Source organism: Pseudomonas asiatica (genome assembly GCF_009932335.1).
Taxonomy (GTDB): Bacteria; Pseudomonadota; Gammaproteobacteria; order Pseudomonadales; family Pseudomonadaceae; genus Aquipseudomonas; species Aquipseudomonas asiatica.
In genome coordinates this window covers 586,541-608,536 of record NZ_BLJF01000002.1, presented here as the reverse complement: position 1 = coordinate 608,536, position 21,996 = coordinate 586,541, and the positions used below count along the sequence as shown (strand labels likewise).

Here is a 21,996-nt window from a genome sequence, read left to right as displayed (position 1 = left end):
ATGGGGCCTCAAAGGGCCCCATTCTTGTGCATCAGAACACCGGCTTACTGAGCCAGCTTCTTGTGCCGTACACGGTGCGGCTGGGCAGCAGCATCGCCCAGGCGCTTCTTGCGGTCGGCTTCGTACTCGGTGTAGTTACCCTCGAAGAACACCACGTTCGAGTCGTCTTCGTACGCCAGGATGTGGGTAGCCACACGGTCCAGGAACCAACGGTCGTGGGAGATCACGATCGCCGCGCCCGGGAAGTCCAGCAGGGCCTCTTCCAGCGAACGCAGGGTTTCGACGTCGAGGTCGTTGGACGGTTCGTCGAGCAGCAGGACGTTACCGCCCTCCTTCAGGGTCAGAGCCAGGTGCAGGCGGCCACGCTCACCACCGGACAGGTCCTTGACGAACTTCTGCTGGTCGCCACCCTTGAAGTTGAAGCGGCCCACATAGGTACGCGACGGGATCTCGTAGTTGCCGATGCGGATCATGTCAGAGCCGTCGGAAACCTGCTGGAATACGGTCTTGCCGCCGTCCAGGTCTTCGCGGCTCTGGTCGACGCAGGCCAGCTGCACGGTTTCACCGATCTCGATGCTGCCCGAGTCCGGCTGTTCCTTGCCCATCAGCATGCGGAACAGGGTCGACTTACCGGCACCGTTACCACCGATCACACCGACGATGGCGCCTTTAGGCATGGAGAACGACAGGTTGTCGATCAGCACGCGGTCGCCGTAGCCCTTGGTGACGTTCTTGAACTCGATGACCTTGTCGCCCAGGCGCGGGCCGGCCGGGATGTAGATCTCGTTGGTTTCGCTGCGCTTCTGGAATTCCTGCGACTGCATTTCTTCAAAGCGCTGCAGACGTGCCTTGGACTTGGACTGGCGGGCCTTGGCGCCTTTGCGCACCCACTCCAGTTCCTCTTTCATGGCCTTCTCGTGGGCGCTCTGCTGCTTGGATTCCTGCGCCAGGCGCTCGGACTTGGCTTCCAGCCAGCCCGAGTAGTTGCCTTCGTACGGGATACCGGCGCCGCGGTCCAGTTCCAGGATCCAGCCAGCGACGTTGTCGAGGAAGTAACGGTCGTGGGTAATGGCTACCACGGTGCCTGGGAAGTCGTGCAGGAAGCGCTCCAGCCAGGCCACCGAGTCGGCGTCCAGGTGGTTGGTCGGTTCGTCCAGCAGCAGCATGTCGGGGGCCGACAGCAGCAGGCGGCACAGGGCCACTCGGCGCTTCTCACCACCGGACAGGTGCTCGATGCGTGCATCCCAGGCCGGCAGACGCAGGGCGTCGGCGGCAACGTCCAGCTGGCGCTCCAGGTTGTGGCCGTCAGCGGCCTGCAGGATGGCTTCCAGCTTGGCCTGCTCGGCGGCCAGCTTGTCGAAGTCGGCATCCGGTTCGGCGTAGGCAGCATAGACCTCGTCCAGGCGCGCCTGGGCGTCCTTGATCACGCTGACCGCTTCCTCGACCACTTCGCGCACCGACTTGTTCGGGTCCAGTTGCGGTTCCTGTGGCAGGTAGCCGACGTTGATGTCGGGCATCGGACGGGCTTCGCCGTCGAATTCCTTGTCGACGCCCGCCATGATCCGCAGCAGGGTCGATTTACCCGCGCCGTTCAGGCCGAGCACGCCGATCTTGGCGCCCGGGAAGAACGACAGGGAAATGTTCTTGAGAATTTCCCGCTTCGGCGGCACGACCTTGCTCAGCCGATGCATGGTGTAGACGTATTGAGCCAAAACCAAGCCCTCTAATCAGATAGGTAAAGACATCGACGATCGCCCCGGCGCGCTGGCCAGGGGGATGTATTTACGGGGTGTCATTGAACAAAGTCGACCATTCTACGCCAACGCGCGGCGTTGCATAGGAGGGGCGGATGGTGGGGGGTAGGACCGGGGAGAATCTATTGCCTGTGCTGGCCTCTTCGCGGCTAAAGCCGCTCCCACAGGTACTGCACAGTTCTCGAAGGCAGTGATAATCCCTGTGGGAGCGGCTTTAGCCGCGAAAGGGCCGGTACAGCTGCAGATGACTCAGACGTGACGCTGCTTGGCCTTGCCCCGCGGCAAGCGGCAACGGTCGCCCTGCTCGGCCAGGCGCGCGGCCCAGGCGGACTTCACGCTGAAGCCACCGCTACGAGTCGGCTGCTGCTCGGCAGCTTTTGCCGGTTTGGCGGCCGCAGGCACGCTGACAACCTTGACCGCCGGCTTGACCTCGGCCACGGCGACTGCCGGCTCAACTGCCGCCTTGGCGGTCTTGCGCAGTTCGGCCAGCGATGGGCTCTTGCTCTTGGCGACAGCTGCCGCCTCGGGTTTGCTCAGCGAACGCTGGCAAGACTTGCAGGATACGTCCTCGGTCACGGCAGTGCTGACAAGGGTCTGACTGCTGCGCCCGCAGGCGGAATCGAGGCCATTGGAGGAAAAGTGAGTAACCAAAACCGAACATCTCCGATGCGTTGTCATTTGAAGCGGGCGCTATTCTCGCACAGGTTGCAGGGGCTTGCCGAACCACCGGGCAGGCACCACCGGTCACATCGGCTGGCACTTTGCCATAATCCTAGGCATGCTAGCCCGTTTCGGGTGTCCGGCCTTATAGTGCGCCACCGCGGTCTGGCAACCAGACACCGGCACACACCGTGCATGATCCATCCCTGCCATCGCCAGCCCAATCGCAGGATCAACGCTTGACCAATCTTACTCATCCGTCGACATTGCGTTCCGCGCCACAGGCGCCCGTGGCCTCGCTGCGCGGGTCGATCAAGGGTGCGCTGGCGCTGCTGGCCCTGATCCTGCTGGGCCTGCTGCTGTGGCAGCTGTTCGCCCAGTTCAACCATACCCAGGCCGACCTGCGCAAACAGAGCCTGGACGCCACCGCCGAACTGGCCGACCACCTGAGCCTGAACATGGCCCTCAAGGCGCAACAGGCCGTGAATGTGGTGCAGCCCTACGTCAAGGCGCCGACGCCCTCGGCCCTGCCCAGCCTCATGGGCACCCTTCGCGAGCGCCTGCCGGCCCTGCAGAGCATGGCCTGGCTGGACGCTACCGGGCAGGTGCAGGCCGACAGCCTGGCCGGCAGCCCCGACCGCCATTTGCTTGACGAGCTGCTTAGGCTGAACCAGGGCAGCCCGTACTTCTTCACCAATTCGGGCGACAACCGCACCGTCTACCTATTGCTACGCCAGGCCACCGAACAAGGCCGCGGCTACTGGCTGCTGCGCCTGTCGCCGGACTACTACCGCACCCTCACCCTCCACCTGGATGGTGCCGGCCACCCGCTGTGGCTGTTGGAAAACAGCCGCAACGGCGAGGTACTGCAAAGCCATGCGCCGGCCGTTACCAGCAACGAACCGCTGCAAAGCGTGATGCTGGCTTTCATCGACAACAGTACCTGGCAGTTGCGCGGCCTGTTCGACGCCAAGCTGGCCCAACAGAAGCTGCTGCCGGCGCTGCTCGGCAAATGCCTGCTGGTGCTGTTCTGCGCCCTGCTGCCGATGCTGGCCCTGGTCAACATGCGCCGCCGCCAACGGGCGCTGCAGGACGACCGCCGGCGCTATCAGGAAATTTTCGAAGGCACCGGCGTGGCCTTGTGTGTGCTCGACCTGTCCAGCCTGCCCGGCCAACTCGACCGTTACCACCTGCGCAACCGTGCCGCGCTCAAACACAGCCTGGCCCTGGACCCCAACCTGCGCCGCTCGCTGCTGCTGGAGCTGAAGATCACCGAGATCAACCAGGTGGCCCGCCAACTGTTGAACATCGACAGCCACGAAGGTGCCTGGCAGCGCCTGATCGATGGCACTGGCGATGGCCGCGACAGCATCGGCATGCAACTGATCGACGCGCTGATCGAGCAGCGCCCGCTGCTGGAGCTGGAGGTGCGCCTGCCGGCGCCGCTGGGTGGCGAGCTGCACCTGTGGCTGATGGCCCGCCTGCCGCAGCAGCGCCGCGACTACCAGGCGGTCATCCTCAGCATCAGCGACATCACCAGCCGCAAGCAGGTGGAGCTGTCGCTGCTGGAGCGCGAAAGCTTCTGGTCGGACGTGGTGCGCACCGTGCCCGACCAGTTGTATGTGCAGGACGTGCTCAGCCAGCGCATGATCTTCAGCAACCGCCACCTCGGCCAGACCTTGGGCTACGACCGTACCGAGCTGGCGCAGATGGGCGAGCGCTTCTGGGAACTGCTGCTGCACCCCGAGGATGCCACGCACTACCAGGCGCTGCGCCAGCAACAGCGGGACAGCGGCCATGACCAGCCGCTGCACTGCCAGCTGCGTTTCCGCCACCGCGATGGCGGCTGGCGCTGCTACGACATCCGCGAACAAGTGCTGACCCGTGACGCCGACGGCCTGGTGACACGCATCATCGGCGTGGGTAAGGACGTGACGGTGCAGATCGAGGCCAGCCAGTCGCTGCGCGACAGCGAGCAGCGCTACCGCATGCTCGCCGAAAGCATCAGCGACGTGATCTTCTCCACCGACAACCTGCTCCAGCTCAACTACGTAAGCCCCTCGGTGCAAAGCGTGCTGGGCTACCAGGCCGACTGGATCTTCGCCAACGGCTGGCAGTCGATCATCGCCAACCCGTCCCAGCTCACCGGCATCTACAGCCTGATGGAGCGCGTCAGCAAGGCCATGGGCGACCCGGCCCAGCTGGCCCAGCTACGCAACCAACTGCCCACCCAGCTGTTCCTTTTCGACTGCCTGCGCGCCGATGGCCGCAAGATCCCCATCGAACTGCGCCTGGTGCTGGTGTGGGACGATGAAGAGCGCTTCGAAGGCGTGCTCGGGGTTGGCCGCGACATCAGCCAGCAACGCCGTGCCGAGAAAGACCTGCGCATGGCAGCGACGGTATTCGAGCACTCCACCTCGGCCATCCTCATCACCGACCCGGCGGGCTATATCGTCCAGGCCAACGAAGCGTTCAGCCGCGTCAGTGGCTACGCCGTCAGCGAGGTGCTCGACCAGTTGCCGGGCATGCTTACCGTCGACGAGCAGCAGGAAGGCCACCTGCGCTACGTGGTGAAGCAGCTTTACCAGCGCGGCAGCTGGGAGGGCGAAATGTGGCTCAAGCGCCGCGACGGCGACCACTACCCGGCCTGGGTCGGCATTACCGCAGTGCTGGACGACGAAGGCGACCTGGCCAGCTACGTGTGTTTCTTCACCGACATCAGCGAGCGCAAGGCCAGCGAACAGCGCATCCACCGCCTGGCCTACTACGACGCCCTCACCCACCTGCCCAACCGCACGTTGTTCCAGGACCGTCTGTACAACGCCCTGCAGCAGGCCGAGCGGCAAAAGGCCTGGGTGGTGCTGATGTTCCTCGACCTGGACCGCTTCAAACCGATCAACGACTCCCTCGGCCACGCTGCCGGCGACCGCATGCTCAAGGACATGGCCCAGCGCCTGCTGGCCTGTGTGGACAACGACGACACCGTGGCGCGCATGGGCGGCGACGAGTTCACCCTGCTGCTGCAACCGCGCGCGACCCGCGAGATGGCACTCAACCGCGCCATCCACGTGGCCGAGAACATCCTCGGCAGCCTGGTGCGGCCGTTCGTGCTGGAAAACCGCGAGTTCTTCGTTACCGCCAGTATCGGCATCGCCCTCAGCCCGCAGGACGGCAGCGAGCTGAGCCAGCTGATGAAAAACGCCGACACCGCCATGTACCACGCCAAGGAGCGCGGCAAGAACAACTTCCAGTTCTACCAGGCGGAGATGAACGCCAGCGCCCTGGAACGCCTGGAGCTGGAGAGCGACCTGCGCCATGCCATGGAGCAGAACGAGTTCATCCTCTACTACCAGCCGCAGTTCAGTGGCGACGGCAAGCGCCTGACCGGCGCCGAAGCCCTGCTACGCTGGCGCCACCCGACCCGCGGCCTGGTGCCGCCGGGCGATTTCATCCCGGTGATCGAAGAACTGGGCCTGGTGGTGGACGTGGGCGACTGGGTGCTGCGCGAGGCCAGCCGCCAGCTCAAGGCCTGGCACAAGGCCAAGGTGCGCGTGCCCAAGGTGTCGGTGAACATCTCGGCGCGGCAGTTCTCCGACGGCCAGCTGGGTACGCGCATCGCCACCATTCTGGAAGAAACCGGCCTGCCACCGGCGTGCCTGGAGCTGGAGCTGACCGAAAGCATCCTGATGCGCGAAGTGAACGAAGCCATGCAGATTCTCGCCAGCCTGAAAAACCTCGGCCTGAGCATCGCGGTGGACGACTTCGGCACCGGTTATTCGTCGCTGAACTACCTCAAGCAGTTCCCGATCGACGTGCTGAAGATCGACCGCACCTTCGTCGACGGCCTGCCCGAAGGCGAACAGGATGCGCAGATTGCCCGGGCGATCATCGCCATGGCCCACAGCCTCAACCTGGCGGTGATCGCCGAAGGGGTGGAGACCCACGAGCAGCTGGAGTTCCTGCGCGAGCATGGTTGCGACGAGGTGCAGGGCTACCTGTTCGGGCGGCCGATGCCGGCGCATCAGTTCGAGGCGCAGTTCGCCAACGAGAAGCTCTTCATGTTCCATTGACCCCGACGCCTCCTGGCGTGCGCGGACTCTGTAGGAGCGGCCTTGTGTCGCGAAAGGACCGCAACGCGGTCCCGACAATTTCGGCGGCAACGCTGCAATCGCGGGGCCGCTGCGCGCCCCTTTCGCGACACAAGGCCGCTCCTACAGGGACCGCGCCCGGCCTGAGAAGCGCACCCTTAAAAACGGACCTGCGAGTCAACTCCAGTTCCCGCCCAGCCCAGACACGGCGCGGGATGCAACGTGAAGCCCATTGGTCCGCGACTTGATGCCACTTCATATGCCAGCCGCGGATCAATCGGTTAGAATGCCCCCCCAATTCACCCCGATCCTTGAGGACCGCCATGTTCAGCCGTGATTTGACCATTGCCAAGTACGACGCCGAGCTCTTCGAAGCCATGCAGCAAGAAGCTCTGCGCCAGGAAGAGCATATCGAGCTGATCGCTTCGGAAAACTACACCAGCCCGGCAGTCATGGAGGCCCAGGGCTCGGTCCTGACCAACAAGTACGCCGAAGGCTACCCAGGCAAGCGCTACTACGGTGGTTGCGAGTACGTCGACGTCGTCGAGCAGCTGGCCATCGACCGTGCCAAGGAACTGTTCGGCGCCGACTACGCCAACGTCCAGCCGCACGCCGGCTCCCAGGCCAACGCCGCCGTCTACCTGGCCCTGCTGTCGGCCGGTGACACCATCCTGGGCATGAGCCTGGCCCACGGTGGCCACCTGACCCACGGTGCTTCGGTAAGCTCCTCGGGCAAGCTGTACAACGCCATCCAGTACGGCATCGACAGCAACGGCCTGATCGACTACGACGAAGTCGAGCGCCTGGCTGTCGAGCACAAGCCGAAGATGATCGTTGCCGGCTTCTCGGCCTACTCGCAGGTTCTGGACTTCGCCCGCTTCCGCGCCATCGCCGACAAGGTCGGTGCCTACCTGTTCGTCGACATGGCTCACGTTGCCGGCCTGGTTGCCGCTGGCGTGTACCCGAACCCTGTTCCGTTCGCCGACGTGGTCACCACCACCACCCACAAGACCCTGCGCGGCCCGCGCGGCGGCCTGATCCTCGCTCGCAAGAACGAAGAGATCGAGAAGAAGCTGAACTCCGCCGTCTTCCCTGGCGCCCAGGGTGGCCCGCTGGAGCACGTCATCGCTGCCAAGGCCATCTGCTTCAAGGAAGCCCTGCAGCCTGAGTTCAAGGCTTACCAGCAGCAGGTAGTGAAGAACGCCCAGGCCATGGCCAGCGTGTTCATCGAGCGTGGTTTCGACGTGGTTTCCGGTGGCACCCAGAACCACCTGTTCCTGCTGTCGCTGATCAAGCAGGAAATCTCCGGCAAGGACGCTGACGCCGCCCTGGGCAAAGCCTTCATCACCGTCAACAAGAACTCGGTACCGAACGACCCACGTTCCCCGTTCGTCACCTCGGGCCTGCGTTTCGGCACCCCAGCCGTTACCACCCGTGGTTTCAAGGAAGCCGAGTGCCGCGAGCTGGCTGGCTGGATCTGCGACATCCTGGCTGACCTGAACAACGAAGCGGTTATCGACGCCGTGCGTGAGAAGGTCAAGGCCATCTGCAAGAAGCTGCCGGTTTACGGCAACTGATTGGCGATTGCCTGACAGGAAAAAGCCCGGCCTAGTGCCGGGCTTTTTCGTTTTCAGGTGGCGAATCCTGTGGGAGCGGGCGTGCCCGCGAAGAAGACGACTCGGTGGATGGCACCGGCTGCGCCGGTATTCGCGGGCACGCCCGCTCCCACAGGTTATGATTGCGTTCCTCCCTTCAAGCACAGGCCCTACCTTGACCAGAGAGCAACTTGAAACCCACCAGGTCCCGATCTATTTCGTCGCCGTGCTTGCCGCCGTCACGTTCGGCCTGCTGACCAGCGACACTGCACAGCTCCTGGAGGCGCTGGTCACCCCCGCCATCGCGGTGCTGATGTACGCGATGTTCCTGCAGATCCCCTTCCTCGACTTGCGCCAGGGTCTGGGCAACCGCCGCTTCACTTCCGCCCTGCTGCTGGCCAACTTCGTCCTCGTGCCGCTACTGGTATGGGCCATCACCCGCGGGCTGGTCGAGCACCCGGCGATCCTCATCGGCGCGCTGCTGGTGTTGCTGACACCGTGCATCGATTACGTGGTGGTTTTCACCCACATCGGCAAAGGCGACTCCCGCCTGACCCTGGCCGCCACCCCTGTGCTGCTGTTGGTACAACTGGCAATGCTGCCGCTCTACCTGGCCCTGATGCTGGGTGACAACAGCAGCGTGGCCATCTCCATCACCCCGTTCGTGGAAGCCTTCGTGCTACTGATCGTGCTGCCGATGGTCCTCGCCGTACTCACCAGCGCCGGCACCCGTCGCTCACGCACGGTCTCGACCTGGAACGACGCCTGGGCGTGGATGCCGGTACCGGCCATGGCTCTGGTGCTGGTGGTGGTCATCGCCTCGCAAATAGCCGTAGTACTGCGTGATTTCGACCGTTTGCTGCCGGTGATTCCGGTGTACATCGGCTTCATGCTGCTGGCGCCAGTGCTCGGGTTCGTTGCGGCGCGCTTGCTGCGCTTGCCGGTGACCGAGGCACGCTCGGTAACCTTCAGCGCCGCCACGCGCAATTCGCTGGTAGTGCTGCCGCTGGCGCTGGCGTTGCCGGAAGACATGCGCGGTTTGGCGGCGGCAGCTGTGATTACGCAGACATTGGTGGAACTGCTAGGCGAACTGGTCTACGTAAAGGCGATACCCCGGTTTGTGCGCTGACCCGGGGCGTCAGCCGCTTTGGGTCAGGAGCGCTCAGGGCACACGGCAAACACCTGCACCTCGACCAGGTACCCCTCTCCAAGGTCTGCGCCTACGCAAGCCCGTGGAGGTTTCGGATACCCCTTCAACCAGGCGTCGTACACCTCATTGACCAGGTCGAAGTGGCTGTAGTCGGCGATCCATAACTGAACCCGGGTCAAATGCTCCTTATCGACGTTGGCCTCTGCCATCAGCCCATCGATCGTACCCAACGCCTGCCGCAACTGGCCCTGTACATCCTGCTGCAGGTCGTCCGCAACCACGCCTGCCGTTTCGAACAGGCCCCTGTAGCAGACCGCCAGCGACATCCGCTCGCCTTGTCCATAACGTTCGATCATCAAGGTTCCCCCTCTCAACCCATCTGGTTGAGGCAGACGACTTTGGGCTGGGTCATGTCCTCGTAGGCGAACCGCACCCCCTCGCGGCCAAGGCTTCCATATTTCGAGCCACCGAATGGCATGGCATCGAAGCGGTAGTCGGACGAGTCGTTGATCATCACGCCGCCCGCCTCGATACGCCGTGCCAGGCTCAACGCCAAGGACAGGTCTCGGGTAAACACACCAGCGTGCAAGCTGTACTCCGGGGCATTGGCCAGCGCTATGGCCTGCTCGATCTCCTCGAAGGGCGCCAGCATCACCACCGGTGCGAACACCTCTTCACGCCACAGCCGGCTGGCGTGGTCAACACCTTCCAGCACCGTCGGCGAATAGGTAGCCCCCTGGCGCTTGTGACCACAGAGCAGGCGAGCGCCGCCTTGAAGGGCCTGGTTCACGCGCTCTTCAATCTGCCGGGCCGAGCCTTCGGTGATCATCGGCCCCATGTCGGTTTCGCGCAGGCCTGGATCACCTACCACCATGGCCTGGGTCAAGGCCACGAAGCGCTGGCGGAATGCCTCATAGATGGAAGCTTCCACCAGGATGCGCTGGGTGCCGATGCAGTTCTGCCCGGCTGCCCAGAACGCGCCAGATACACAAGACTCGACAGTGGCCTCGAGGTCGCAGTCCTTCAGTACCAGCACCGGGGCGTTGCCACCCAGGTCCATGGCCAGTTTTTTCAGGCCCGCCCCCCGGGCAATCTGTTCGCCTGTGGCGAAACCGCCGGTGAAGGAAATCATCCGCACTTCACGCACGGCCACCAGGGCCTTGCCCAGTTCGGCACCGCCAGTGGCCACGGTGACGACGGCCTCTGGCAGCCCCGCGTCGACCAGGTACTGCACCAGCTTCAAGGCAGAAAGCGGGGCCAGCTCCGAGGGTTTGAGAATGACCGCATTGCCCCCGGCAATCGCCGGCCCCAACTTGTGCGCCACCAGGTTGAGCGGGTCGTTGTACGGCGTGATGGCCAGGATCAGCCCCAGCGGCTCGCGTGTGAACCAGCCCTGACGCGATTCGGAGCCTTCGTAGGCATCGAACGGCACCACCTCGCCGGCATTGCGCCGCGCTTCCTCGGCAGACAGCTTGAGCGTGTTGATGCAGCGTTTCACCTCCTTCTCGGCCTGACGCAGGGTCTTGCCCGCTTCGTCGACAATCAGGCCGGCAAAATCGGCTGCATCGCGCTCAATCAGCCGGGCCGCCTGCTCCAGAATGCTCGCGCGACGGTGCCGAGGCAGCGCGGCACTTTCGTGCACGCCCTGCCGAGCACGCACGAGCAGACCTGGCACGGCATCGGCAGCAAGGTTGGCGACGCTGCCGACCAGGCTACCGTCGAACGGGCTGTAGACATCGATCAAGGCGGGTTGCTGGACGGCTACCCGGGACACGGAAGTCAGGCTCATGAAGGTTGCTCCTCAGGCCGAGCGGCCAGCAGTGTGGATGGCGACGATATCCGACAACAGGGCGAATGCCGTTTCGACACGCCCCGCACCCGGGCCGGACACGGTTACAGCGCCCAGCAATTCGGTGTTGAACGCAACCGCATTGGTGGCACCGGAAATACCCGCCAGAGGGTGGTTGCCGGGCAACAGGCGCGCTTCGACGCAGGCACGCACCGAACCATCGGTTTCACGGCTGGCACTGCCGATCAGTTTCCAGCGCTGGCCCGCCGCCTGCGCTTGCTGGATAGCAGCGCTATCGAGGCTGCTGATCCCGCTGCAGGTCACATCATTCACCTGCAAGCAAGCGCCGAGCAGCTCGTTGGCGAGGATCACCACTTTCAGGCGTACGTCATACCCCTCCACATCGGCGCTCGGGTCAGCCTCGGCATAGCCAAGTGCTTGCGCCTGGGCCACTGCATCGGCAAAACCGAGTCCCTCTTCCATACGGGTCAGCACATAGTTGGAGGTGCCATTGAGGATGCCCTCGAACCCCACCAGGCCTGCACCGGCCAACGTCTGGCGCGCCATGCGCAGCACCGGCGTACCGCTCATGACCGCGCCTTCGTACTCGAACGACACACCATTGGCCTTGGCCAGGGCCTTCAGCGCCGCAGCATGCAAGGCGATCGGCCCCTTGTTGGTAGTGACCACGTGCTTGCCTGCTTCCAGCGCCCAACGGCAGAAGGTTGCCGCCGGTTCACCGTCCTTGGGGTTGGTGAATGTGGCCTCGGCGATGATGTCGGCACCGGACTGCTTGATCACCGATTCGTTGAACGCTTCAGCCGAACCTTGCGGGATCTGCGCCAGCGCCCCCTTCTGAGCAGGCAGTGCAGCCAGCGTGGCCGCATCCAGACCGTTGCGGTCGATTGCCGACCCCAGGAACAGGTCGGTCACGCCAACGATCTTCAGGCCAAAGCCCAGCTCTTGCTGCCAGCGCGCATTGCGTTCGGCGATCAGTTGGGCCAGGGCACGGTTCACACCGCCAAAGCCAACAAGTGCAATTTTGTATTCGGTCATGGTTCGCTGTCCTTTCCAGGCGGTTGGTCGATGGGGACAAGCGTAAGAGCCGTGCAATGCCAGTTGAATATGGCAATCCGCTGTATTTACTGGCCAATCTGACCAGTAGCCGATGCACGCCTGAGCGCCGCCGGAATGCAAAACGCCGCCAGGGCGCAAACCCGGGCGGCGTTGTTGTAGCGAGGGTTACCAAACGGCAAGCGCGCGTCTCAGATCACCGTGGCCAGGACGAACGATGTCACGGTGTTCTCGACCCCAGGCATGGCGGCAATCTCCTTCCATACATGGTGCACCCGTTCCGGGCTGGAAGCCTCGACGCGCAGCAGCAGGTCGAATTCGCCGCTGAGCACTTCACACTGGATCACCTCGGGGATCTGGCGCAATGCATCGAGCACAGCCTCTCCGCGCATGCGGTCGTAGCGGTAGACGAAGATGACCGCGTTGATCAGCGAGGTCGGTCGTCGCCCCTCACCGATACGCAGGGTATAGCCCTGGATGGCCCCGTCACGCTCCAGGCGCTCGATGCGCTGGCGTACCGCATTACGCGACAGGTTCACCTTGAGCCCCAGTTCGGCATGGGCAATGCGTGCATTGGCGGTGAGCTCGGCGAGAATACGCTCGTCCAGGGGGTCGAGGATGCGCTTCATCGTCCTGCCTGCAACCGGGCCAGTATTTCATGAACCCCCGCCAGGTCCTCTGGCGCCAGCAGCGGCCCAACGCCTGCGCTGCCAACACCACAGGCCGGCACCTCGCCATGCCAGGCCCCAAGCTCCGCCAGCAACCCGGCAGACTTTTCCGGGGCAAACTGGCCCAGCGTGACGATCGGCGCACCAATGTTGCGCCGGTGCAGGCGCCCGGCGAATGCCCCGGTGGCAGCGTGTGGGTCTACTGCGCAGCCGGTTTCCTGGAACAGCGTGACGATTTCTTCGCGAATCAGCGCGTCATCCACGGCATAGGAGTCGAACAGCATGCGCGCGTGCAGCCACTGGCGGTTGCCGATGCTCAACTCGCCACAATCCTCGAAATGCTCCATCAGTGCCCGGGTCGCGCCACCATCGCGGTCATACAGCTCCCAGACGAAACGTTCCAGGTTGGAGAACAGCGAAAAGTCCATGACCGGCGACAAGGTCTGGCTGGTGGAGCCACGGCTGTAGCGATTGCAGTGGATGAACCGGTGCAAGGCATCGTTGCGGTTGGTGGAAACAATGATCTGGTTGATTGGCAGGCCCATTTTCTGGGCAATGAACCCCGCGTAGATCTCGGCAAAACTGGCCGTGGGGATGCTGAAACCCACCGGCCGAATCCCACCACCCAGCTGAAGCGCCGCGTGGAAATAGAACACGATCTGCGCCAGCACGCCGACCCAGTTGGTCGAGTTGAAGCTCACGGGAATCAGCCCGGGGCACGGCCATGCACGCAGCAGCGCCGACACCAGTGACTGGCAGTCATCGAAGCTGCCGTCCACGGCCACGCAGCTCACGCTTTCGGAAGCGGCACTGCGCATCACCGCCGCCCGGTCGGCCGGTGTCCCGGCACTGGGGTAAAGCGCCAGCAAGCGTGCCGTAGGGCAATGCCGCAAGGCTTCGATAGCGGCCACCGCCGTATCGCCGTTGCTGGCACCGACCAGCATGACCCGTTCGCAATCGGGGCCCAGGAAATGGCGGATGAGCCGCGCCTGCAATTGCGCGGCGAAATCCTTGGAGGAACGGGTAGGCCCGTGAAACAGCTGCAGGATCCATTCGTTATGGCCAATCTGCTGCAACGGTGCGATGCCACGGTGCTTGAAGCCGCGGTAGCTGTCGCTTACCAGCGCTCTCAGGGTCGGCTCATCGAGCGTGTCGCCGACAAACGGCGCCATTACCCGCCAGGCCAGTTCGTCGAACGGCAACCACGACCAGCTGGCAATATCCTGCTGGCTGAACGTCGGCACCGCAGTCGGCACGTAAAGCCCGCCATCGTCGGCCAGCCCGGAAAGCAGCGCCGTGCGGAAATCAACCCGTGTCTCGTTGCCGCGCGTGGATGTGTACTGCATCGGTGCTCCAGGTAAATATTTGATTAACGGTGGGCCATCGCCACCAACCAGTGGCTGAAGGCTTGGGCATCCGTGGACAACGCCTCACCCAGGCCACGTACCAGGTAAAACGACTCGCTCGCCTCGATGCGCTGCGCAAAAGGCGCCACCAGCCGCCCCTCCTGCAGCAAGTCATCGACCAGCGACGAGCGCGCCAGTGCCACCCCAAGCCCCAGTTCCGCCATGCGCAAGGTCGCCACCAGGGTGTCGAACTGCAGGCCGCTGGAAGAATCGACCTGGTCGGCGCCTACCCGCTCCAGCCAATAACCCCACCCCTCCTCGTAACCCAGCACATGCAGCAACGGGACGCGGGCCAGGTCGCGCGGCTCGCGTAGCGGGGAGCCGGCAATCAGCGCAGGGGAGCAGACTGGCACCAGCAGGTCGCGGGTCAGGCGCTGCGCTTCCACGCCAGCCCACTGGCCGCTGCCCCAGCGGATTTCCAGGTCATCCTCTGCATCCAGTTCCTTGACCCACAGGTTGCTGATGTAGCGGATGTCCACCTGTGGGTGCGAACGGCGAAAATCGGCCAGGCGGGGCGCCAGCCAGAAATGCAGGAACGACAGGCTGCCGCGCACTTTCAGGGGCCGACGCTGGCGTTGCCCGAAAATTTCATTGGTGCCTACCGCCAGGCGGCTTATCGCATCCTGCACCACCGGCAGGTAGGACTGGCCTTCTTCGGTCAACCCCAGCCCCCGGGGCAGGCGCTTGAACAGCGCCACTCCCAACTGGCTCTCCAGGTGGCGGATCTGCTGGCTCACGGCCCCTTGGGTGAGGTGCAGTTCCTCGGCTGCATGGGTGAAGTTCAGGTAACGCGCCGACACTTCGAAGGCTCTGAGCCAGTTCAAGGGGGGCAGGGTTTTCTGGGTCATCGGCGGTTTCTCGTGGCAACGTTCCGGTGCCCTAGTATCACCCTGCTCTGGCGGCCTCGGAACCTGTTGCCAAGGCTTCCGGTTGCAGCGGGCGACGGTCGCGGTACTTGCGGGTCAGCCAGTAGGCCAGGTAACACCAGGCGATAAATGGAAGACCAAAGTACAGGGCCACGCGCTGTGCCGGGTCGAAGGCAATGCCGACGCAGGCCAGCACGCAGCAGAAGATGGCCGCCAGCGGCACGAACGGGTAGCCGCGCACGCGGAACTTGAGGTCTTCGAGCTTGCCGCCATTGGCGATGTAATGGCGACGGAATGCCATCTGGCTGGCCGCGATGCTGATCCACACCACCACCACCGCCAACCCGGAAATGGACACCAGCGCCAGGTAGATGGTGTCGGGGGCAAACACACTGCTCAGCAGCGATGCCATGCCACCGGCCATGCTCAGGACGATGGCATTGAACGGCGTGCCACGACGCGACAGCGCCGCGTACCGGCGGGGCATGTTGCCTTGGTCGCTGAGGGTCCACAGCATGCGCGCCGCTGCATAAAGCCCGGAATTGGCCGCCGACAGCAGTGCAGTGATGATGACGAAGTTCATGATGTCCGCCGCATAGGGGATACCGATCATGGCAAAGACCATCACGAACGGGCTTTCAACCACCCCGGCCTGTTCACGCGGCAACAAGGTAGCCAATACGAAGATGGTGCCGACGAAGAACAGCGCCAGCCGCAGGACCGTGGTACGGATGGCCTTGGGTACGTTCTTTTCCGGGTCGCGGGTTTCGCCGGCGGCGATGCCGATCAACTCGGTACCCGAGAACGCGAAGGCCACCGCCAGCAGGGTCATGGCGATCGACCAGAAGCCCGTAGGGAACAGCCCCTCGCGGGTGAAGTTGCCCAGCCCGACACTGTGCGCCTGGGTAATTTCGAAAACGCCCAGGATCGCGCCGCCGCCCACCACCAGGAAGGCGATAACCGCCAGCACCTTGATCAGTGACAACCAGAATTCGGTTTCGGCAAACGACCGCACCGAAATGATATTGCTGATGAACACCGCAAACCCGAACAGCGCACTCCATATCCACACCGGCGTATCGGGGAACCAACGCACCATCAGGATACCGGCGGCGGTGAATTCCGAGCCGATGGCCACGGTCCAGGTCAGCCAGTACATCCAGGCCACCATGTAGCCTGTACCCGGCCCGAGGTAGCGCGTGGCGTAACTGCTGAACGAGCCGACTTCCGGCATGTGTACCGCCAGTTCGCCCAGGCACATCATCACCAGGTAGACCATGATCGCGCCGAGGATATAGGCGATGACCGCCCCCAGCGGGCCCGCCTGGTTGACGGTGTAGCCCGACGTCAGGAACAGGCCGGTACCGATGACACCGCCCAGCGCCAGCATGACGATATGGCGGGTTTGCATATCCTGCTTGAAGCTATGCGCCGAAGCATTTCTCGTTGTCGTTGTCTGCAGGGACATTGTGGTTTACTCATGAAAGTTGGCGGGCAAGGACGTTGCAACGACCTCGTCTTGGCAGAGCGAAGCGAATTGCCTTGCATATTGTTTTTGTTCGACTTCATGAAGTGGCACCCACCGCAAGGAGCGGGTGCTACACGCCTGCCTCAGGCCTGTGCTTCGGCCAGGCAGGCGTCTTCGTCACCGTGCAATTCCTTTGCTGCGGCCAACTCCTGGCGCACCGATGCACAGGCCTGTGCCAGGTCTGCCAGCAGGTCCTCGGTGTCCTCGATGCCCACCGAAATGCGCACCAGCCCTTCGGAAATGCCCAGGGCCAGCCGTTCTTCGAGGGTGTTTTCCACATGGCTGGTGGTACGCGCCGGGCCGTAGATGGTTTCTACCGCGCCCAGGTTGCCCGCCCGATGGGCGTACTTCAGGCGCGGCAGCAGCCGCGCTACGGTGGGCATGCCGCCTTTGAGCACGAAGCTGACAATGGCGCCGAAGCCACGCATCTGCGCCTTGGCGATCGCATGGCCCGGATGCTGGGGCAACCCCGGGTAGTTGACCGCTTCGACCAGCGGTTCGGTAGTCAGGTAATGCGCCAGGGCCTGGGCACTGGCCTGTTGCTGACGCAGGCGCAGGGCCAGGGTCTTGATACCGCGGATGATCAGGTAGGCGGAAAACGGGTCCAGCGCCGCACCGTTGATCTCGCGGTAGTGGCGCACCTGGGCCATCAACGACTCGGCACCGCACACCACCCCGCCCAGTACATCACCGTGCCCGGACAGGAATTTGGTGGCACTGTGCACCACCACATCCACGCCCAGGGCCAGCGGGTTCTGGTTCAGCGGGGTGGCGAAGGTGTTGTCGGCCACCACCACGGCGCCAGCCTTCCGGGCGGCAGCGCTCAGGCGCTGGATGTCCAGTACCTTGAGGGTGGGGTTGGTAGGGGTTTCCAGATACAGCAGGTCGCAACCCGCGGCGATCTCGCGCTCCAGCGCTTCGGTGTCGAGGGTGTCGCACAGGCAGACCTGCACACCCATGCGCGGCAGGAACTCTTCGAAGATCTTGTTGGTACCGCCGTAACTGTCGCGGGTCGATACCACACGCTTGCCGCTTGAGAGGAAGGTATGCAGCACGGCACTGATGGCAGCCATGCCGCTGCTGAATGCCACCGCCGACTCGGACTGCTCCAGCTCGCAGAGCTTGGCTTCCAGGGTAGCGACTGTCGGGTTGCTCATGCGGCTGTAGATGTAGCCGGGCAGCTTGCCCTGCGCCACGTCGTACCAGGCATCGATGTCGTTGTAGCCGTAGGCGGCACTGACCACGATCGGGGTCTGGGTAGCGTTGTACGGATGCTGAACCTGCTCCCCGCTCCACACCACACGCGTACCGATACCGGCCGCTGCATTGCCCTCGAATTTCTCGTTCTTGTTCATATCCGGTTCCCGCACCGCTGAGTTGTGTACACCGATTCGGCATCGGCTTTCAGCGGACTATAGGGGCATGGCGGGGGGACTGAAAAACGATGGAATCCGGGTCTGAGTAACGTTTTTTTTAATGGCTGGGGCCGAGCGGGTGCGGAAGCCGCCCTGCCCCTTCAAGGCTTTACGCCAGGTTGCGTTTCAGCTCGGCGATATGCTCCGGGCCAATGCCACAGCAGCCACCGATCATGCTGGCACCCCGTTCACGCCAATCGTTGGCCCATGCCAGGTAACCCGGCGGGTCAAGGTCTTCGCGCAGCTCATCCAGGCCGTCGTTGGCGGTGGCTTCCTTCGGCTGCGGCGGGAAGGCGTTGGCATAGGCACCAATGGCGATGTCAGCGTTGTGTCGCTCGATTACCGAGCGCGCTACATCCAGTGCAGCGCCAATGACCTCGGGCTGGCTGCAGTTGAACAGCACGGCCGCCGCGCCCAGGCCGACCACGGCCTCGATGGCATCGGCCACTGGCTCGCCGGAGCGCAGGCGTGGCACCTCGTCGACCTCTTCGTCCTGCAGGGTGAACGACACCCAGAACGGCCTGCCGTCTGCCGGCAATTGGCCGTGGATGGCTCGCACCTCGGCAACCGAGCTCTGGGTTTCGGCCAGCCACAAGTCAACATGCGGGGCCAGGCCCTGCAGCAACGGGGCCAGCACCTCCTCGACGCGCTCGGGCTGGAACAGGTCCGGGCGATAGGAGCCGAACAGCGGCGGCAGCGAGCCCGCCACCTTGACCGGGTGCGCTGCGGTATCGGCGGCATGCCGCGCCAGCTGGCCTGCGATATTGGCCAGTTGTCGTCCTTCCTTTGCAAAACGCTCTTCGCCGATGTGGAACGGCACCACCGCATAGCTGTTGCTGGTAATGACCTGGGCACCGGCAGCGATGAAAGCTGCGTGCACACCAACCACCGCTTCCGGCGCCTCGCTCAGCGCCAACGCCGACCACTCGGGCTGACGAAACGGCGCCCCACTGCGCTGCAGCTCACGGCCCATGCCACCGTCGAGAATTACTATCGCTCGCTGTTTCATATAACTACTCTAAAGGTGCTTATGAATAAAATTCATTATGTAGGTGACATTTATAACTATTAAATACCGCTTCCTATAATTGGCCAACATTTCAGGTATGTCCATGCGATTTTCTACTGTGCTCGGTGCGGGCCTTGTGCTGCTCGCAACTGCTTCCCAGGCCTTTGCCGGTGCCACGCTGGAGCGGGTTGAATCGCGCAAGGAACTGGTCAACGTTTTGATGGAAAGCTACCCACCGTTTTCCTTCCTCAATGACCAGAACCAGCTGGACGGTTTCGACGTGGATGTGGCCAAGGCCGTGGCGGACAAGCTCGGCGTCAAGCTGCGGCTGGAAACCCCTTCGTGGGACGTGATCGCCGCAGGCCGCTGGAGCGGCCGCTACGACATCTGCATCTGCTCGATGACCCCCAGCAAGGCCCGCGCCGAAGTTTTCGACTTCCCGGTGAAGTACTACGCATCGCCTGCGGTGATCGTGGTCAATGCCAAGGATGAGCGTATCCATGGTGCCAAGGACCTGGAAGGCCGCAAGGTGGGTTTGACCAGTGCATCGAGCTATGAAAGCTACCTGAACAAGAACCTGGTCATCGAAGGCGACGAAGACAAGAAGATCGAATACCCCTTCGACTTCGTGCAGATTGCGCCTTACGACACCGACAACGTCGCCTTCCAGGACCTTGGCCTGGGCGCCGGCGTACGCCTGGACGCAATCCTCACCAACCTGGTGACCGCGCAGCCGCGCCTGGACCAGGACAAGCGCTTCAAGCTGGCAGGTGCCCCGCTGTATGAAGAGCCGAACTCGGTGGCCATCGAGAAAGGCGACCCCGAGTGGGATGCCAAGGTGCGCCAGGTGTTTGCCGAGTTGAAGGCTGACGGCACCCTGGCCAAGCTGTCGCAGAAATGGATTGGCGCCGATATCAGCAAATGAGCACCTTCCCCTCATCCCCCAAGCCCGTGGCCAAGCCCACGGGTGCCGGCCTGTTCGGCTTTCGCACCCGGCTGTTGCTGACCTGGCTGGCGCTGTTTGGCCTGTTCGTCGCGTTTTTCCTCAGTTTCGATCTGAAGTTCTCGATCATCCTGGAGAAGTTTCCGAACCTCGCCGGTTTCAAGCTGGGGCCCAACGGCTTTCTGCAAGGCGCGGCACTGACCCTGTTCCTGTGCCTGTGCTCGATGCTGGTGTCGGTACTGTTCGGCTTCGCCGCCGCGCTGGCGCGGTTGTCGAACAGCGCGGTGCTGGTGGGTGTCGCCAGCTTCTACACCTCGTTCTTCCGCGGCACCCCCCTGCTGATCCAGATTCTGCTGATCTACCTGGGGCTGCCACAGCTGGGCCTGGTACCGGGCGCCATCAGCGCCGGCATCATCGCCTTGTCGCTGAACTACGGGGCCTACCTGAGCGAAATCTTCCGCGCCGGCATCCTCGGCGTCGCGCGCGGGCAACGTGAAGCGGCACTGGCGCTGGGCATGCGCACGCCGCAGATCTTCTGGCATATCGTCCTGCCCCAGGCCATGCGGGTGATCATTCCGCCTACGGCCAACCAGTTCATCTCGATGCTGAAGGATTCATCGCTGATATCGGTGATGGGGGTATGGGAGGTGATGTTCCTGGCGCAGTCGTACGGGCGGTCGAGCTATCGATACCTGGAGATGCTGACCACGGCGGCGGTGATCTACTGGGTGCTGTCGATCCTGCTCGAGCTGGTGCAGGCGCGGCTGGAGCGGCATTTTGGCAAGGCTTACCAGCGCTAGGGGCCAGGCTGGGTTGGCAGCCCCCCCCTTATTGAACTGCACGTAAACTCATTGAATTAGCAGGGACACTGTGGGAGCGGCTTTAGCCGCGAACACCGGCGCAGCCGGTGCCATGCACCGCGTTGGATTCTTCGCGGCTAAAGCCACTCCCACAGCGTTACAGCGCCTTCATTTCAGCAATATCCCGCGCCACCTGATCAGCCGATTGATCGAACATCGCCTGCTCCTGCGCATCCAGCGGCAACTCGATCACCCGCGCCAACCCCTCCTCTGCCAGCACGCAGGGCACACCCATGGCAATATCCGTGCGCCCGTACTCGCCTTCCAGAATCGCCACCGCCGGCAAGATGCGGTTTCGCCCGTTGGCGATCGCATCGACCATCTGCGCAATCGCCACGCCCGGCGCATCGCAGGCGCTGCCCAGCTTCTTCAGCCCCAGGATCTCGCCACCACCCTTGCGGGTGCGCTCGACGATCTGCTCGATCTGCTCACTGGACAGGAAGTGCGACAACGGCACCGAACCGATCTGGCAGTAGCGCATCAGCGGCACCATGCTGTCGCCATGCCCGCCCAGGACCAGCGCCGTGATATCCCGGGCAGAGAACCCGGTCTGCTCGGCGATGAAACACTTCATGCGTGCGGTATCCAGCACCCCCGCCTGGCCGAACACCTTGGTGCGCCCTAGCCCGCTCAAGCTCCAGGCGCGATAGGTGAGCACATCGACCGGGTTCGAAACCACCAGCACGGTCGCAGTTGGTGCATGCAGCTTGATGTCGGCCATGATGCCGTCGAGGATTGGCAGGTTGATACTCAGTACATCCTGACGCGACTGCCCCGGCTTGCGCGGCACGCCTGCAGTGATGACCACCAGCTCAGAGCCGTCCAGCATTTCAGCCTTGGCCCCGCCGTGAACCCGGGTATCGGAACCCGACTCGACTGCCGCCTGCCACACATCCAGCGCCTTGCCTTGCGCCATCTCGCCCTGCACATCCATCAACACCAGCTCACGGCACAACTCTTCCCGAGCGATGATCTGCGCCGCCGCCTCGCCGACCAAGCCGGCACCCACGATTGTCAGTTTGTTCACACGACACCTCCCAGCGGCGCGCGCCACCAGGAACACGCCTGCGATACACAGAAGTATTGACCGCTGAGGGGAAAAGGCCACTCGAAGGCAAATGTATGCGTCGCCTGGAGCCGCGAGCTATCGGAAAACACGGGCGAAGCTCGTGCCATCCGCCGCAGGGTCCG

At 63.5% G+C, this 21,996-nt stretch carries 17 protein-coding genes; 5 read left to right on the top strand and 12 right to left on the bottom strand.

What is annotated here, in order from left to right:
* Nucleotides 1-44: 44 nt before the first annotated feature.
* Nucleotides 45-1,712 carry an energy-dependent translational throttle protein EttA gene (gene ettA, locus GYA95_RS22205; protein ID WP_015268893.1) on the bottom strand — a complete coding sequence of 556 codons (1,668 nt, stop codon included), beginning with the start codon at nucleotides 1,710-1,712 and terminating at the stop codon, nucleotides 45-47.
* A 291-nt stretch (nucleotides 1,713-2,003) separates the two neighbouring features.
* Nucleotides 2,004-2,405: a hypothetical protein gene (locus tag GYA95_RS22200; RefSeq protein WP_015268892.1), complete on the bottom strand. Its 402-nt coding sequence runs from the start codon at nucleotides 2,403-2,405 to the stop codon at nucleotides 2,004-2,006.
* Between the two features lie 248 nt (nucleotides 2,406-2,653).
* Between GYA95_RS22200 and GYA95_RS22195 the strand changes: the two genes are divergently transcribed.
* From GYA95_RS22195 to GYA95_RS22185, 3 genes are all read left to right on the top strand, one after another.
* Nucleotides 2,654-6,484 carry a sensor domain-containing protein gene (locus GYA95_RS22195; RefSeq protein WP_043935307.1) on the top strand — a complete coding sequence of 1,277 codons (3,831 nt, stop codon included), beginning with the start codon at nucleotides 2,654-2,656 and terminating at the stop codon, nucleotides 6,482-6,484.
* 341 nt (nucleotides 6,485-6,825) lie between these two features.
* Entirely contained in the window at nucleotides 6,826-8,079 is a 1,254-nt protein-coding gene (gene glyA, locus GYA95_RS22190) for a serine hydroxymethyltransferase (protein WP_003256308.1), read from the top strand.
* Between the two features lie 193 nt (nucleotides 8,080-8,272).
* Complete coding sequence (locus tag GYA95_RS22185; RefSeq protein WP_061303405.1) at nucleotides 8,273-9,226, top strand: arsenic resistance protein; 954 nt, start codon at nucleotides 8,273-8,275, stop codon at nucleotides 9,224-9,226.
* A 23-nt stretch (nucleotides 9,227-9,249) separates the two neighbouring features.
* Here the strand turns inward: GYA95_RS22185 and GYA95_RS22180 are convergent, their stop codons facing one another.
* The 9 genes from GYA95_RS22180 to GYA95_RS22140 form a co-directional block, all read right to left on the bottom strand.
* Nucleotides 9,250-9,573, bottom strand: a complete 324-nt coding sequence (locus tag GYA95_RS22180) for a RidA family protein (protein WP_052329203.1) — start codon at nucleotides 9,571-9,573, stop codon at nucleotides 9,250-9,252.
* 44 nt (nucleotides 9,574-9,617) lie between these two features.
* A complete protein-coding gene (locus GYA95_RS22175) occupies nucleotides 9,618-11,036 on the bottom strand; it encodes an aldehyde dehydrogenase family protein (RefSeq protein ID WP_015268888.1) in 1,419 nt (472 codons plus the stop codon).
* A 12-nt stretch (nucleotides 11,037-11,048) separates the two neighbouring features.
* Nucleotides 11,049-12,092: a homoserine dehydrogenase gene (locus GYA95_RS22170; protein ID WP_015268887.1), complete on the bottom strand. Its 1,044-nt coding sequence runs from the start codon at nucleotides 12,090-12,092 to the stop codon at nucleotides 11,049-11,051.
* Nucleotides 12,093-12,301: 209 nt separating this feature from the next.
* On the bottom strand, nucleotides 12,302-12,739 hold the full coding sequence (locus tag GYA95_RS22165; protein ID WP_015268886.1) for an Lrp/AsnC family transcriptional regulator: 438 nt from the start codon (nucleotides 12,737-12,739) through the stop codon (nucleotides 12,302-12,304).
* Entirely contained in the window at nucleotides 12,736-14,124 is a 1,389-nt protein-coding gene (locus GYA95_RS22160; protein WP_015268885.1) for a threonine synthase, read from the bottom strand. The genes GYA95_RS22165 and GYA95_RS22160 overlap by 4 nt, the downstream gene beginning before the upstream one ends.
* A gap of 23 nt (nucleotides 14,125-14,147) precedes the next feature.
* Complete coding sequence (locus GYA95_RS22155) at nucleotides 14,148-15,032, bottom strand: LysR substrate-binding domain-containing protein (RefSeq protein ID WP_015268884.1); 885 nt, start codon at nucleotides 15,030-15,032, stop codon at nucleotides 14,148-14,150.
* Between the two features lie 37 nt (nucleotides 15,033-15,069).
* The gene (locus GYA95_RS22150; RefSeq protein WP_043935306.1) at nucleotides 15,070-16,518 is read right to left on the bottom strand and encodes an amino acid permease; all 1,449 of its coding nucleotides are present in this window, start codon (nucleotides 16,516-16,518) and stop codon (nucleotides 15,070-15,072) included.
* A 143-nt stretch (nucleotides 16,519-16,661) separates the two neighbouring features.
* Nucleotides 16,662-17,933: a cystathionine gamma-synthase family protein gene (locus GYA95_RS22145; protein ID WP_015268882.1), complete on the bottom strand. Its 1,272-nt coding sequence runs from the start codon at nucleotides 17,931-17,933 to the stop codon at nucleotides 16,662-16,664.
* Between the two features lie 169 nt (nucleotides 17,934-18,102).
* The gene (locus GYA95_RS22140) at nucleotides 18,103-19,002 is read right to left on the bottom strand and encodes a homocysteine S-methyltransferase family protein (protein ID WP_015268881.1); all 900 of its coding nucleotides are present in this window, start codon (nucleotides 19,000-19,002) and stop codon (nucleotides 18,103-18,105) included.
* 103 nt (nucleotides 19,003-19,105) lie between these two features.
* Here GYA95_RS22140 and GYA95_RS22135 point away from each other — a divergent pair, with 103 nt between their 5' ends.
* Nucleotides 19,106-19,927, top strand: a complete 822-nt coding sequence (locus tag GYA95_RS22135) for an ABC transporter substrate-binding protein (RefSeq protein ID WP_015268880.1) — start codon at nucleotides 19,106-19,108, stop codon at nucleotides 19,925-19,927.
* Complete coding sequence (locus GYA95_RS22130; RefSeq protein ID WP_015268879.1) at nucleotides 19,924-20,745, top strand: amino acid ABC transporter permease; 822 nt, start codon at nucleotides 19,924-19,926, stop codon at nucleotides 20,743-20,745. The genes GYA95_RS22135 and GYA95_RS22130 overlap by 4 nt, the downstream gene beginning before the upstream one ends.
* Nucleotides 20,746-20,902: 157 nt before the next feature.
* Here GYA95_RS22130 and GYA95_RS22125 read toward each other — a convergent pair whose 3' ends face one another.
* The gene (locus tag GYA95_RS22125) at nucleotides 20,903-21,832 is read right to left on the bottom strand and encodes a malate dehydrogenase (protein WP_015268878.1); all 930 of its coding nucleotides are present in this window, start codon (nucleotides 21,830-21,832) and stop codon (nucleotides 20,903-20,905) included.
* Between the last annotated feature and the right edge of the window lie 164 nt (nucleotides 21,833-21,996).